Annotated in this window: 12 protein-coding genes; 8 read left to right on the top strand and 4 right to left on the bottom strand. The window is 70.5% G+C overall.

The features are described from left to right. The first annotated feature begins 6 nt into the window (after positions 1 to 6). Complete coding sequence (locus AC07RV_RS36900; RefSeq protein WP_296781733.1) at positions 7 to 954, top strand: LysR substrate-binding domain-containing protein; 948 nt, start codon at positions 7 to 9, stop codon at positions 952 to 954. Positions 955 to 975: 21 nt separating this feature from the next. Here AC07RV_RS36900 and AC07RV_RS36895 read toward each other — a convergent pair whose 3' ends face one another. Next, the gene (locus AC07RV_RS36895) at positions 976 to 1,485 is read right to left on the bottom strand and encodes a fasciclin domain-containing protein (RefSeq protein WP_296781751.1); all 510 of its coding nucleotides are present in this window, start codon (positions 1,483 to 1,485) and stop codon (positions 976 to 978) included. A 503-nt stretch (positions 1,486 to 1,988) separates the two neighbouring features. Between AC07RV_RS36895 and AC07RV_RS36890 the strand changes: the two genes are divergently transcribed. Then, complete coding sequence (locus tag AC07RV_RS36890; protein ID WP_093350583.1) at positions 1,989 to 2,204, top strand: hypothetical protein; 216 nt, start codon at positions 1,989 to 1,991, stop codon at positions 2,202 to 2,204. Positions 2,205 to 2,206: 2 nt separating this feature from the next. Next, complete coding sequence (locus tag AC07RV_RS36885; RefSeq protein ID WP_296781732.1) at positions 2,207 to 2,983, top strand: hypothetical protein; 777 nt, start codon at positions 2,207 to 2,209, stop codon at positions 2,981 to 2,983. 3 nt (positions 2,984 to 2,986) lie between these two features. Here AC07RV_RS36885 and AC07RV_RS36880 read toward each other — a convergent pair whose 3' ends face one another. Both AC07RV_RS36880 and AC07RV_RS36875 read right to left on the bottom strand, forming a co-directional pair. Next, complete coding sequence (locus tag AC07RV_RS36880; RefSeq protein ID WP_296781731.1) at positions 2,987 to 4,225, bottom strand: MFS transporter; 1,239 nt, start codon at positions 4,223 to 4,225, stop codon at positions 2,987 to 2,989. A 94-nt stretch (positions 4,226 to 4,319) separates the two neighbouring features. Beyond that, complete coding sequence (locus AC07RV_RS36875) at positions 4,320 to 6,494, bottom strand: malate synthase G (protein WP_296781730.1); 2,175 nt, start codon at positions 6,492 to 6,494, stop codon at positions 4,320 to 4,322. A 304-nt stretch (positions 6,495 to 6,798) separates the two neighbouring features. Between AC07RV_RS36875 and hisC the strand changes: the two genes are divergently transcribed. Then, complete coding sequence (hisC, locus tag AC07RV_RS36870; RefSeq protein ID WP_296781729.1) at positions 6,799 to 7,788, top strand: histidinol-phosphate transaminase; 990 nt, start codon at positions 6,799 to 6,801, stop codon at positions 7,786 to 7,788. A gap of 74 nt (positions 7,789 to 7,862) precedes the next feature. Further along, positions 7,863 to 8,831 (top strand): Bug family tripartite tricarboxylate transporter substrate binding protein, encoded by a 969-nt coding sequence (locus tag AC07RV_RS36865; RefSeq protein WP_296781728.1) that lies wholly within the window; start codon positions 7,863 to 7,865, stop codon positions 8,829 to 8,831. A gap of 9 nt (positions 8,832 to 8,840) precedes the next feature. Here AC07RV_RS36865 and AC07RV_RS36860 read toward each other — a convergent pair whose 3' ends face one another. Beyond that, a complete protein-coding gene (locus tag AC07RV_RS36860) occupies positions 8,841 to 9,581 on the bottom strand; it encodes an IclR family transcriptional regulator (protein ID WP_296781727.1) in 741 nt (246 codons plus the stop codon). A gap of 95 nt (positions 9,582 to 9,676) precedes the next feature. Between AC07RV_RS36860 and AC07RV_RS36855 the strand changes: the two genes are divergently transcribed. The 3 genes from AC07RV_RS36855 to AC07RV_RS36845 are packed head-to-tail and all read left to right on the top strand — an operon-like array spanning position 9,677 to position 12,792. Next, a complete protein-coding gene (locus AC07RV_RS36855) occupies positions 9,677 to 10,612 on the top strand; it encodes a hydroxymethylglutaryl-CoA lyase (RefSeq protein ID WP_296781726.1) in 936 nt (311 codons plus the stop codon). Beyond that, complete coding sequence (locus AC07RV_RS36850) at positions 10,605 to 11,795, top strand: CaiB/BaiF CoA transferase family protein (RefSeq protein WP_208508920.1); 1,191 nt, start codon at positions 10,605 to 10,607, stop codon at positions 11,793 to 11,795. Before AC07RV_RS36855 ends, AC07RV_RS36850 begins: the two co-directional genes overlap by 8 nt. A gap of 4 nt (positions 11,796 to 11,799) precedes the next feature. After that, the gene (locus tag AC07RV_RS36845; protein WP_208508921.1) at positions 11,800 to 12,792 is read left to right on the top strand and encodes a Bug family tripartite tricarboxylate transporter substrate binding protein; all 993 of its coding nucleotides are present in this window, start codon (positions 11,800 to 11,802) and stop codon (positions 12,790 to 12,792) included. Positions 12,793 to 12,867 lie beyond the last annotated feature (75 nt).

Below are 12,867 nucleotides of genomic sequence, written 5' to 3'. Positions count from 1 at the left end.
CATTGCATGCGTATCGAGAATGCAAAGAAGGCCTCGCCGGCCCAGCCCCAGAGCACGGTCGACCTGCCGCCGCTGGAACTCATGCGCAGCTTCGAGGCGGCGGCGCGCCGGCTCAGCTTCACGCTGGCCGCGACCGAGCTGCATCTCACGCAGTCGGCCGTGAGCCGGCAGATCCAGCAGCTCGAGGCCAGCCTGGGCGTGCTGCTGTTCGAGCGCCGCCATCGCGCGCTGGTGCTCACCGAGGCCGGCGGCGTGATGCAGCGCGCCGTCACCGACAGCCTGGAGCGGCTGCGCGATGCCACCGCGCGCGTGCGCGCCGGCTCGGCGCCGCGCCAGGTCGCGATCACCACCACGCCGGGCTTCGCCTCGCTGTGGCTGATTCCGCGGCTCGCGCGCTTCACCGGCAGCCATCCGCAGGTCGACGTGCGCGTGTCGGCCACGCTCGAGGTGCTCGACCTCGAACGCAGCCGCGTCGACGTGGCGGTGCGGCTGATGCCGGTCTCGCGCGGCAAGGGGCCGGCGCTGTTCGAGGAGAGCGTGGTGCCGCTGTGCTCGCCCGCGCTCGCCAAGTCGCTGCGCAAGCCGGCCGATCTCGCGAACCTCACCCTGCTCACGGTCGAGTACCCCGACCACAGCGAGGCGCCCACGATCGACTGGGAGCCCTGGCTCAAGGTGATGGGGCTGCACGACCTGCGCATGAAGAGCACGCTGCGCTTCACGCAGTACGCCGACGCGGTGGGCGCGGCGGTGGCGGGGCAGGGCGTGGTGATCGGGCGCCTGCCGCTGCTGCGCGAGCTGATGCGCGAGGGCCGGCTGGTGGCGCCGCTGGGCGAGGGCGCGGCCTCGCAGCGCGGCTACTTCGTCGAGACCTCGCGGCGTGCCGCGGGCAACCGCGACGCGCTCGAGTTCGCGCAGTGGCTGCGCGAGGAAGCCGAGGCGGCGCAGCGCGCCTGAGCACGCCGCGCCGGCGGGCGATCAGCCCGGCAGCAGCACCTTGTTCACGACGTGGATCACGCCGTTCGACTGGTAGACGTCGGCGATCGTCACCATCGCGGTGCCGCCCTTCGCGTCGGTCACGAGCACGTTGCTGCCGCTCATCATCGCGGTCAGCGTGCCGCCGCTCGCGGTCTTCAGCGTGGCCTTGCCGCCGCCGGCCTTGATCGCGTTCATCAGCGCGGCGCTGTCCATGCGGCCGGGCACCACGTGGTAGGTCAGCACCGTCGTCAGCGTGCCCTTGTTCTCGGGCTTGAGCAGCGTGTCGACCGTGCCGGGCGGCAGCGCGGCGAAGGCCGCGTTGGTCGGTGCGAACACGGTGAACGGACCGGGGCTCTTGAGCGTGTCGACCAGGCCCGCGGCCTTCACTGCCGCGACCAGCGTCGTGTGGTCTTTGGAATTCACGGCGTTGTCGACGATGTCCTTCGTGGGATACATCGGTGCGCCGCCGACCATGGGCGTGTTCGTGTTGCTGCTGCCACCCATGCCCATGCCGCCCGCGCAAGCGCCGAGCAGGACCGAGACACCGAGTGCGATGACGAGTTTCTTCATGAAGGTCTCCTTGAGGAGTGCGCCATGCGCGCACCGCCGTGTGTCTGTGGAACCGCCAACAGCGCGGAGGCGCGATGCGCTTGAGACCAATACGGGGCGCATGCGCGGCTGGATTCGCGCGGCGGTTTTTTTCTTCGATGCCGGCGCATGGGACACGTCGCCTTCACGCCACAGCGTTGCACAACGGTCTTGCGCGCCGCACGCGGCCTCGCCAGAATCCGGCCTTCATTTTTCAGCGACAGTTTTTCTTTCACGCGCGCACGGCGACGATCGACCTCCCGGGCGCCCCACCACTTCAATGAACCGTTCTCTGAACTCCTGACCGCACACCGACCGCCCCGGCCGGATGTGCATCCACGCATCCCGCCGCGGCCGTATCGACGAGGGCCCCGCGCGCAAACATTCGCCGGGGCCTTTTTGTTTTTGATCCGGAGTGTGTGCACATGAGTGCTCAGCGAAAGGCCCGCGACGACGAGAAGCGTCTGGGCCGGTTCTATTTCTCGGTGCCGGGCGAAGCCCCGCGCAATCCCGTCGTGGCCGCGATGGCACGCCGCGCATCCAGCCAGGGTGCGGGGCGCCACCTGCGCACGCATCGCGCCGAGCGGCGCGCGCAGAAGGTCGCGCTGCAGAAGGCGGCGCGCGGACTGAAGGAGGACTGACCATGCGTGAAGACATGGACAAGGTGATCGTCGAACGCCCGCGCGGCGGCTGGCGCGTGCAGGGCGACGGCCGCCCCTGGCGCAACAGCCCCGAGCGCGGCTCGCACCTGGGCATGCGGCGCGGCTACCAGCGCCCCAAGTGGCTCAGCGAGAACCTGCAGCCGCTCAAGCGCTGGCTGCACAAGCAGGTGCATCGGCCCTGGGACAAGGTGTGGAGCGAACTCTGCGAAGGCATCGACCGGCGCAACACGGTGCAGGCGCACATCTTCGTGCACATCGACCAGTTCGTCGAACGCCAGGCCGAGCTGCACGAGGGCGAGGTGTGGGTGCCGGGCCGCATGTGGCAGCAACGGATGGTGCCGCTGCGCGAGTCGGCGTCGGTGGAGCTGTTCGTGCATCCCGGCACGGGCATCCTGCTGCCCAACCGCCACCTGCAGCGCGCGAAGCAGCAGCGCAAGGCCGAGTGGGCCGAGCGCTATGGCAGCCGCGACACGGTGCGGCCCTATGCGCCCTATCACGTCATCGATGCCGTCACGCAGTGGCACCGCATCGATGGCGCCTGGTGGGAGGTGAGGCTCGCGCGCCTGCCCGAGGCGCGCGGCGGCGAGGCCGAGCCGCCGCACTACGACGTGCTGCGCCGCTGCTTCGTCACGCGCAAGGGTTGCGAGCCCCCGGCCTTCGGCAGCGCCGATGCGCAGGCCATGTACGGCCGGCCGCACGTGTACGCGCAAGGCATGCGCCGGCTGGGCCGGGTGGAGGTGCGCTCGCGGCTCGGCTGAGCCTCAGCGTCCCGCGGCGACCGCGCCCGCGCGTTCGTGCGCGCGCGGCAGCAGCAGGAAGGCCGTGGTGCCCGCGGCCAGCATCAGCGCGATGGTGAGGAACACCGCGCGGAACGGCTCGACACCGTTCGAGGCCGCCCATGAGGCGGCCACGCCGGTGGTCCACTGCATCAGCGAGACGCCGAGGAACATCGCCATGTTGAGCAGCGACAGCGCGCGCCCGGTCATCGCGGCCGGGTAGGCGGCGCGCGTGTACGAGTACTGCAGCACCGAGTAGCCCGAGAGCAGGCCGTAGAGGATCGGCAGGCCGATGTCGACCGCCAGCGACTGCGTGAACGCCATCAGCGCGAACATGATCGCGGCCACCGAGGCACAGCCCATGAGCCAGCGCCCGCGCCGCGCGCCGCCGGGATCGAGCCGGCCGAACAGGGCCGGGCTGATCATGCCCGCGACGGTCATCACCAGCGCGACGTTGCCGCTGCTCACGAGCGAGAGCCCGTGGCGGTCGTGCAGCACCGGGCCGAGCCACAGGCCGCGCAAGGTGATGAAGGCCGCATACGAAACGCAGGCGAAGCACAGCAGGCCCAGCGTGTGCGGCATCGCGAACAGCGGCAGCAGCTCGCGCACCGCCTTGCCCACCGTCTGGCGCTGCGTGGCCTGCGCATGCGGCGGCTCGTGCACGCGCCAGAACACGAAGCCCCACGACAGCACCGCGAAGCCCGCGAGGCAGGCATAGCCCGCGCGCCAGCTCGCGGCCTCGATCAAGAGCGCCAGCGGCGTGCCGGTGAACAGGATGCCCAGGCCCGCGAGGCTCATGACCAGGCCCGACATCGCGGTGAAGCGCGCGGCCTCGAAGTGGCGCGCGATGAACACGGTGCAGGCCAGGAAGGCCGGCGCGCAGCCGACGCCGATCATCGCCTGGCCGAGCAGCAGCGCGTGAAAGCTCGGCGCCAGCGCGCACAGCACCGCGCCCGCGATCGCGAGCGGAAAGGCCGTGAGCACCGTGCGGCGCACGCCGTACATGTCGATCGAGACGCCCATCGCGAGCTGCGTGGCGCCGAACATGAAGTGGAAGGTGCCGGCCCACAGGCCGAGCGCCTGCGCCGTGAGGCCGAAGTGCTGCGACAGCGGCGTGGCCATCATCGCGCCGACGGTGCGGAAGGCCTGGCTCAGCGCGAAGGCCGAGGCCAGCACGATCAGCATCGAGGTGGCCGAGCGTGCGCGGGCCGGGGAGAACGTCATGGGACAGCAGGAAACGGAGAGCGGCACGCATCCTAACCAGCCATGAAAAACGGCGCCCGAAGGCGCCGCGGTTCGCGAGTCGTTCGCTCGGCGATCAGGCTTCGCCCTTGACCTTCAGGCGCCAGGCGTGCAGCAGCGGCTCGGTGTAGCCGCTGGGCTGCTCGATGCCCTTGAACACCAGGTCCTGCGCGGCCTTGTAGGCGGCCGAGGTGTCGAAGTGGCCGGCCATCGGCTGGTACAGCGGGTCGCCGGCGTTCTGCTCGTCGACCACCTTGGCCATGCGCTGGAAGGTCTCGTCGACCTGCGCCTTCGTGACCACGCCGTGCAGCAGCCAGTTGGCGATGTGCTGGCTCGAGATGCGCAGCGTGGCGCGGTCTTCCATCAGGCCCACGTCGTGGATGTCGGGCACCTTCGAGCAGCCCACGCCCTGGTCGATCCAGCGCACCACGTAGCCCAGGATGCCCTGCACGTTGTTGTCGATCTCCTGCTGCTTCTCGGCCTCGGTCCATTTGGCCTCGGCGGCGATCGGCACCTGCAGCAGCGCGTTCAGGATGTTGTCGCGCTCGGCATCGGCGTCGATCTTCTCGAGCTCCTGCTGCACCGCGGTCACGCTGACCTGGTGGTAGTGCAGCGCATGCAGCGTGGCGGCGGTGGGCGAGGGCACCCAGGCGGTGTTGGCGCCGGCCTTCGGATGGCCGATCTTCTGCTCGAGCATGGCGGCCATCAGGTCGGGCATGGCCCACATGCCCTTGCCGATCTGCGCCTTGCCGCGCAGGCCGCACGACAGGCCGACCAGCACGTTGTTCTTCTCGTAGGCGCCGATCCAGGCGCTGGCCTTCATGTCGCCCTTGCGGATCATCGGGCCGCCCTGCATGGCGGTGTGCATCTCGTCGCCGGTGCGGTCGAGGAAGCCGGTGTTGATGAAGGCCACGCGCGCGGCGGCCTCGGCGATGCAGGCCTTGAGGTTCACGCTGGTGCGGCGCTCCTCGTCCATGATGCCGAGCTTCACGGTGTTGGCCGGCAGGCCCAGCAGCTGCTCGACGCGGCCGAACAGCTCGCTCGCGAAGGCCACTTCGGCCGGGCCGTGCATCTTGGGCTTGACGATGTAGATGCTGCCGGTGCGCGAGTTGCCCTTGCGCTTGAGGTCGATCATCGCGATGGTGGTGGTCACCACGGCATCGAGGATGCCTTCGGGGATTTCCTTGCCGCCGTCGTACAGCACGGCCGGGTTGGTCATCAGGTGGCCCACGTTGCGCAGGAACATCAGCGAGCGGCCGTGCAGCTTGATCGGCTGGCCGTTGGCGCCGGTGTATTCGCGGTCGGGGTTGAGGCCGCGCGTGAAGGTCTTGCCGCCCTTGGCGACTTCTTCCGTCAGCGTGCCCTGCACGATGCCGAGCCAGTTCGAGTAGGCGACCACCTTGTCGGCGGCATCGACCACGGCCACCGAGTCCTCGAGGTCGAGGATGGTCGACAGCGCGGCCTCGAGCACCAGGTCGCTGACGCCGGCGGCGTCGCTCTTGCCGATCGGCGTGGCGCGGTCGATGCGGATGTCGAGGTGGATGCCGTTGTGCTTGAGCAGCACCGACGACGGGGCGGCGGCATCGCCCTGGTAGCCGATGAACTGCGAGGGATCGGCCAGCGCGGTGCTGCTGCTCTGCAGCGCGACGACCAGCTGGCCGTCCTTCACGCTGTAGCCGGTGGCGTTCTTGTGCGAGCCGTTGACCAGCGGCGCGGCCTGGTCGAGCACGTTGCGCGCGAACTCGATGACCTTGGCGCCGCGCACGGGGTTGTAGCCCTTGCCCTTCTCGGCGCCGCCGGTTTCGGGAATCGCATCGGTGCCGTAGAGCGCGTCGTACAGCGAGCCCCAGCGCGCGTTGGCGGCGTTGAGCGCGTAGCGCGCGTTGAGGATCGGCACCACCAGCTGCGGGCCGGCCTGCTGCGCCAGTTCGGCGTCGACGTTGGCGGTGGTCGCCTTCGCGCCCTGGGGCTGCGGCAGCAGGTAGCCGATCTTCTCGAGGAAGGCGCGGTAGGCCGGCATGTCGGCGATCGGGCCGGGGTTCTTCTTGTGCCAGGCGTCGAGTTCGCTCTGCAGGCGGTCGCGCTCGGCGAGCAGCGCCACGTTCCTGGGCGCGAGGTCGGTGACGATGGCGTCGAAACCCTTCCAGAAGGTCTCGCTGGCCACGCCGCTGGCGGGCAGCACCTTCTCCTCGACGAAGCGGTGGAGTTCGGTCGCGACCTGGAGTCCGTGGGCGGTGGTGCGGGCGGTCATGTTTTCTCCTCGGGGACGAAATGCAAAGCGATGCGGTGGGGTGTATTCGGATTCGGGGCGCGCGCATGCGCGATCCATAACCTCCACTTTATTGCATACCGTAGTGAAGAGTAATAGCTCAAAGCGGGATTAATCGATGACAAAAATGAATGTAATCCGAGCCGCTCACCGTCATTGCGTTCACCCGCGGCCTGCAATGCGTTCACCCGCCCGCGGCTTCGGGAAGGGTAGGCCCCGATGGCCGCGCCGGGCCGGCCGGATAAATTTAACTTCTTAAATAAATCCGCCTTTTTGCACCGACGACATGACCGCCCCGAAGATCCTCCTGGCCTCCAACGAAAACCCGCTCGGCATGCCCGAGTCGGCGCGCCGCGCGGCCGCCGACGCGCTCGCGGGCGCCGGCACCTACCCCGACAGCAACGGCAGCGCGCTCAAGCAGGCGTTGTCGGCACGGCTGGACGTGCCGCCCGAATGGCTGGTGCTGGGCAGCGGCTCGAGCGAGATCCTCGAGCTGGCCGCGCAGGTCAGCCTGAAGCCGGGCGAGAGCGTGGTCTATTCGCAGTACGGCTTCGTGGTCTACGCCCAGGCCACGGCGCATGCCCATGCGCGCGCCGTCGTGGTGCCGGCGCGCGACTTCGGCCACGACCTCGACGCGATGCGCGCGGCGATCGGCGAGGACACGCAGCTGGTCTTCGTCGCCAACCCCAACAACCCCACCGGCAGCTTCATCGAGGCCGCGCCACTCGAGGCCTTCCTGCAGTCGGTGCCGGCGCACGTGACGGTGCTGCTCGACGAGGCCTACACCGAGTACCTCGCGCCCGCGCAGCGCTACGACAGCATCGGCTGGGTGCGGCGGCTGCCGAACCTGATCGTGGCGCGCACCTTCTCCAAGGCCTTCGGCCTCGCGGGCCTGCGCATCGGCTATGGCGTGGCGCAGCCGGCGCTGGCCGCGCGCATGAACGCGCAGCGCCCGCGCTTCAACGTCACGACGCCGGCGCTGGCCGCGGCCACGGCCGCGCTGGGCGACGCGGACTTCCTCGCGCGCAGCTACGAACTCAACACCGCCGGGCGCGCGCAGCTCGCGGCGGGCTTCGACGAGCTCGGCCTCGCGCACCTGCCCTCGTCGGGCAACTTCCTGATGGTGAAGGTGGGCGACAGCGCCGCGGTGCATGCGCGCCTGCTGGCCGCGGGCATCGAGGTCTCGCTGCTGGGCAACTACGGCCTGGGCGAATGGCTGCGCATCTCGGTCGGCCTGCCCGAGCAGAACCGCGCGCTGCTGGCCGCCTTGCGCTGAAGAACGAAGAGATCCAGGGACGACGACACGACAACAACGCGACAGACCATCCACCCCCGAGGAGACAGACCCCCATGAAACGCCGTCAGTTCGCAGTGCAGGCCGCTGCATTCGCCGCCGCCGCCGCCATCGCGCCGCGGTCCTTCGCGCAGGAGCGCACCCTGCGCATCCTGGTGGGCTTCCCGCCCGGCGGCTCGGCCGACGTGGTCGCGCGCCTGCTGGCCGACAAGATGCGCGTGACGCTCAACCAGAACGTCATCATCGACAACAAGCCCGGCGCGGCCGGCCGCCTCGCGCTCGCCGAGGTCAAGCGCTCGGCGCCCGACGGCAACACGCTGGTGTTCTCGCCGAGCGGCGCGCTGGTGATCCATCCGTGGCTCTACCCGAGCCTCGGCTACGACCCGGTCAAGGACTTCACGCCGGTCGCGCTCGCGGGCACCTTCGACTTCGCGGTCACGGCAGGCCCCGGCGCGCCGGCCGGCGACCTCAAGGCGGTGCTGGCCTGGATGAAGGCCAACCCCACCAAGGCCAACTACGCGACCTCGGGCGCGGGCACGGTGCCGCACTTCGCGGGCCAGCTGCTGGCGCAGGCCTCGGGCGTGCCGATGACGCACGTGGCCTACCGCGGCGGCGCGCCGGCCGCGCAGGACCTGATCGGCGGCCAGGTGCCGCTGATGGTCGACACCGCCTCGGAGACCATCGAGCACCACCGCGCGGGCAAGGTGCGCATCCTCGCGATGACCGGCGCGCAGCGCAATCGCTCGCTGCCCGAGGTGCCCACGCTCAAGGAGGCCGGCATCGACGTCACGGCCAATGCCTTCTTCGGCCTCTACGGCCCGGCCGGTCTCCCGGCCGAGACGGTGCAGCGCCTCGACCGCGCCGTGGCCGAGGCGCTGCGCGCGCCCGACGTGCAGGAGCGCATCTACGCGCTGGGCCTGGTGCCCACGCACGCCGGCCCGGCCGAACTCGCGGCCACGCAGGCGGCGCATCTGAAGATGTGGGAGCTGCCGATCAAGAACTCGGGCTTCAAGGCCGAGGGCTGAGCGAGGCGCTCAGACCAGCCCGGTCAGCTCGCGTGCCGCTGAACGCACCGCCTCGGCATGGCGCGCGTCGTAGCGATGCGCGGGCATGGTCAAGGTGACCGCCGCGGCCAGGCGGCCATCGCCATGGAACACCGGCGCCGAGATGCCCGCGAGCTCGGCGCTGCGGTCGCCCACCAGCGCGCAGAAGCCCTGCGCGCGGATCTCCTCGTAGCGTCGGCGTTCGGCCGCGGCGCGCGGCAGCTCGGCCTCGGGCCCCCAGGCGATCAGCACGCGCGCGCCCGCGCCGCGGTCGTTGGGCAGCAGGTCGCCGGCGCGCACGTGGTCGCGCACCACCTGCGGCGAATCGACACGGAACTGGCACAGCCGCACCCAGCCCGTGCCCTGCGGCTGCCGCACGTGGTAGGCCGCGCTCTCGCCGGTGGCCGCGACCAGCGCGCGCAGCACCGGCAGCACGATGCGGTCGAGCGACTGCGCGGCCGCGTAGAGCCCGTGCAGCCGCGCGATCTCCGAACCGAGCGCATAGCGGCCGTCGTCCTGGCGGCGGATCAGCCGTGCGTGCTCGAGCGAGGCCAGGAGGCGCAGCACCGTGCTCTTGTAGAGCTGCGTGCGCTCGGCGAACTGCGCGAGCGACAGCGCCTCGTCGCCGGGGCGGAAGGCACCGAGCAGGCTCAAGGCGCGGTCGACCGCGGCCGCGCCACCGGGCGCGGCATCGCGGTCGGACATCGATTCGGTCTGGGCTTTGCGGGGCATGGGGCAGGGTGGGTGGCTTGACAGCGATGCCGGGGCCGGCGTCTAATTCTGTTCTGCAAAATATAGTTCTGTTAGATAGAACTGTCAAATTCCCGATGACAACTCCCGATGTGCTCATCAGCGAGGTCGGTCCGCGCGACGGCCTGCAATCGGTCGCGGCCACCATGCCGACGGACTACAAACTGCGCTGGATCGATGCGCTGCACGCCGCCGGCGTGCGCGAGATCGAGGTCGCCTCCTTCGTGCCCGCGAAGCTGCTGCCCCAGATGGCCGACGCGGCCGAGGTGGTGCGCCATGCGATCACCTTGCCCGGCCTCACCGTGATGGCGCTGGTGCCCAACCGCAAGGGCGCGCAGGCCGCGCTCGAGGCCGGCGTGCACAAGCTCACCATGCCGGTGTCGGCCAGCGTGGCGCATTCGCTGGCCAACGTGCGCAAGACGCCCACCGAGATGGTCGAGGAGGTGCGCGCCATCGCCGAGCTGCGGCGCGCGATCGCGCCCCAGGTGAAGCTCGAGGCCGGCATCTCCACCGCCTTCGGCTGCACCCTGCAGGGCCTGGTGCCCGAGGACGACGTGATCCGCCTCGCCGCCCAGTGCATCGAGGCCGGCGCCGACGAATCGGGCCTGTCGGACACCGTGGGCTATGCCAATCCCGCGCAGGTGCGGCGACTGTTCAAGCGCCTGCGCGCCGAGCTCGGCCTCCACGCCGGCGCGGCCCACATGCACAACACGCGCGGCCTCGGCATTGCCAACTGCCTCGCGGCCTGGGACGAGGGCGTGCGCACCTTCGACGCCTCGCTCGGCGGCCTCGGCGGCTGCCCCTACGCGCCCGGCGCCTCGGGCAACGCGGTCACCGAGGACCTGGTCTTCATGTTCGAGGCCATGGGCGTGCGCACCGGCATCGACATCGCCAGACTCATCGCGGCGCGCGCGCCGCTCATGGCCGGCCTGCCCGGCGAACCGGTCTACGGCATGACGCCCGAGGCCGGCCTGCCCAAGGGCTTCGCCCAGGAGAACACCGCCCATGGCTGACACCAATCCGCTGCCCTACGCCGGCGTGCGCGTGGTCGAGTTCACCCACATGGTGATGGGCCCGACCTGCGGCCTGATCCTGGCCGACCTCGGCGCCGAGGTCATCAAGGTCGAGCCGGTCGAGGGCGACAACACGCGCCGCCTGCTCGGCTCGGGCGCGGGTTTCTTCCCGACCTTCAACCGCAACAAGAAGAGCATCGCGCTCGACCTCAAGCAGCCCGAGGGCATCGAGGCCGCGCTGCGGCTGATCGCCACGGCCGACATCGTGAGCGAGAACTTCAAGCCCGGCACGATGAAGAAGCTGGGCCTCGACTACGACACGCTCAAGACCCTGCACCCGGGCCTGATCTACGTGAGCCACAAGGGCTTCCTGCCCGGTCCCTACGACCACCGCACCGCGCTCGACGAGGTGGTGCAGATGATGGGCGGCCTGGCCTACATGACCGGCCGCTCGGGCGATCCGCTGCGCGCGGGCACCAGCGTCAACGACATCATGGGCGGCATGTTCGGCGCCATCGGCGCGATGGCCGCGCTGCGCCAGCGCGAGCTCACGGGCAAGGGCTGCGAGGTGCAGTCGGCGCTGTTCGAGAACAACGTGTTCCTGGTGGCGCAGCACATGATGCAGTTCGCCGCCACCGGCAAGCCGGCCGACCCGATGCCCAGCCGCATCTCGGCCTGGGCGGTGTACGACGTGTTCACCGTCAAGGACGGCGAGCAGATCTTCCTCGCGGCCGTCAGCGACAAGCAGTGGGCCGTGTTCTGCCAGGCCTTCGGCCTCGAGGAACTGGCGGCCGACCCGCGCCTGAAGACCAACAACGACCGCGTGCTGGCGCGCGAATGGATGATGCCGATCCTGCGCTCGCACCTCGCCGGGCGCAGCGCGGCCGAGCTCGCCGCGGTGTTCGAGAAGAACGAGCTGCCGTTCGCGCCCATCACCAAGCCGCAGGCGCTGTTCGACGACCCGCACCTCAACGCCACCGGCGGCCTCGCGCCGGTGCGCATGAACGACGGCCACATGGCCAAGGTGCCGCTGGCACCGTTCACCCTCGACGGCGTGCGGCCCGGCATCCGCCTGCAGCCGCCGCGCCTGGGCGAACACACCGTCGAGCTGCTGCGCGAAGCCGGCTACGACGACGCAGCGATCGAGGCGCTTCGGCGCCGCCACATCACCACAGGAGACTGATCCCATGACATCCATCCCACGGCGCGGCCTGCTGGCCGGCGCCGCGACCGCGTTCGCCTGCGCCCTGGCGCTCACCGCCTGGCCGGCCCATGCCGACACCGCTTGGCCCGACAAGCCGGTGCGCCTGGTCGTGCCCTACACACCCGGCGGCGCCACCGACATCGTTGCGCGGCTGGTCGCGCAGAAGCTCGCCGAGGACACGAAGTGGAGCTTCATCGTCGACAACCGCGCGGGCGGCAACGGCAACATCGGCATCGACGTGGTGGCCAAGGCCAAGCCCGACGGCTACACCATCGGCATGGGCCAGACCGCGAACCTCGCGATCAACCCGACGCTGTTCCCGAAGATGCCTTACGACGCGCTGAAGGACGTGGTGCCGGTCTCGGTCGTCGCCGCGCAGCCCGTGGTGCTGGTGGTGCGCGCCGATTCGCCGTACCGCTCGCTGGCCGACTTCGTCGCCGCGGCCAAGGCCAAACCCGGTGAGATCAAGCAGGCGCTGGCCGGCACCGGCACCCTGGGCCACATGGCCGGCGAGGTGCTCGCCAAGCGCGTGGGCTTCAAGGTGCTCAACGTGCCCTACAAGGGCGCGGCGCCGGCCATCACCGACCTGCTCGGCGGCCAGACCGACTGCATGTTCGCGACGCCGCAGGGCGCGCTGTCGATGGTCAAGGCCGGCAAGCTGCGCGCGCTGGCCGTGACCTCGGCGAAGCGGCTGCCGGTGATGCCCGACATCCCCACCGTGGCCGAGACCTACAAGGGCTTCGAGGCGGTGGACTGGAAGGCGGTGGTGGTGCCCGCGGGCACGCCGAGCGAGATCGTGAAGAAGCTCAACGCCGCGATCGACAAGGCGCTGGCCAAGCCCGCGACCATCGCGCAGCTGCAGGCCGAGGGCAGCATGCCGGTGGGCGGCAGCCCCGAGCAGGCGGCGCAGTACGTGCGCGCCGAGCATGCGCGCTGGGGCGCGGCGGTGCGCGAGGCCGGGGTGCAGCCCGAATAGCCGGTTCTCGTTCCGGCGCCGGGATGAGCCCGCGCGGCGCCGGGCTTCCCGCCGCCTCTATATAGTTCGGGCGCC

This window comes from Variovorax sp. GW821-FHT09B01 (genome assembly GCF_059418345.1).
The sequence above is the reverse complement of the archived record's forward strand: the minus strand, read 5'-3'. Positions and strand labels throughout refer to the sequence as shown.

Bases quoted from the DNA above. Each gene is read 5' to 3' on its own strand.
- hisC (WP_296781729.1), top strand. From the start codon at position 6,799: ATGACCGCCCCGAAGATCCTCCTGGCCTCCAACGAAAACCCGCTCGGC.
- AC07RV_RS36900 (WP_296781733.1), top strand. From the start codon at position 7: ATGCGTATCGAGAATGCAAAGAAGGCCTCGCCGGCCCAGCCCCAGAGC.
- AC07RV_RS36850 (WP_208508920.1), top strand. From the start codon at position 10,605: ATGGCTGACACCAATCCGCTGCCCTACGCCGGCGTGCGCGTGGTCGAG.
- AC07RV_RS36885 (WP_296781732.1), top strand. From the start codon at position 2,207: ATGCGTGAAGACATGGACAAGGTGATCGTCGAACGCCCGCGCGGCGGC.
- AC07RV_RS36880 (WP_296781731.1), bottom strand. From the start codon at position 4,225: ATGACGTTCTCCCCGGCCCGCGCACGCTCGGCCACCTCGATGCTGATC.
- AC07RV_RS36845 (WP_208508921.1), top strand. From the start codon at position 11,800: ATGACATCCATCCCACGGCGCGGCCTGCTGGCCGGCGCCGCGACCGCG.
- AC07RV_RS36860 (WP_296781727.1), bottom strand. From the start codon at position 9,581: ATGCCCCGCAAAGCCCAGACCGAATCGATGTCCGACCGCGATGCCGCG.
- AC07RV_RS36855 (WP_296781726.1), top strand. From the start codon at position 9,677: ATGACAACTCCCGATGTGCTCATCAGCGAGGTCGGTCCGCGCGACGGC.
- AC07RV_RS36865 (WP_296781728.1), top strand. From the start codon at position 7,863: ATGAAACGCCGTCAGTTCGCAGTGCAGGCCGCTGCATTCGCCGCCGCC.
- AC07RV_RS36895 (WP_296781751.1), bottom strand. From the start codon at position 1,485: ATGGGCATGGGTGGCAGCAGCAACACGAACACGCCCATGGTCGGCGGC.
- AC07RV_RS36875 (WP_296781730.1), bottom strand. From the start codon at position 6,494: ATGACCGCCCGCACCACCGCCCACGGACTCCAGGTCGCGACCGAACTC.
- AC07RV_RS36890 (WP_093350583.1), top strand. From the start codon at position 1,989: ATGAGTGCTCAGCGAAAGGCCCGCGACGACGAGAAGCGTCTGGGCCGG.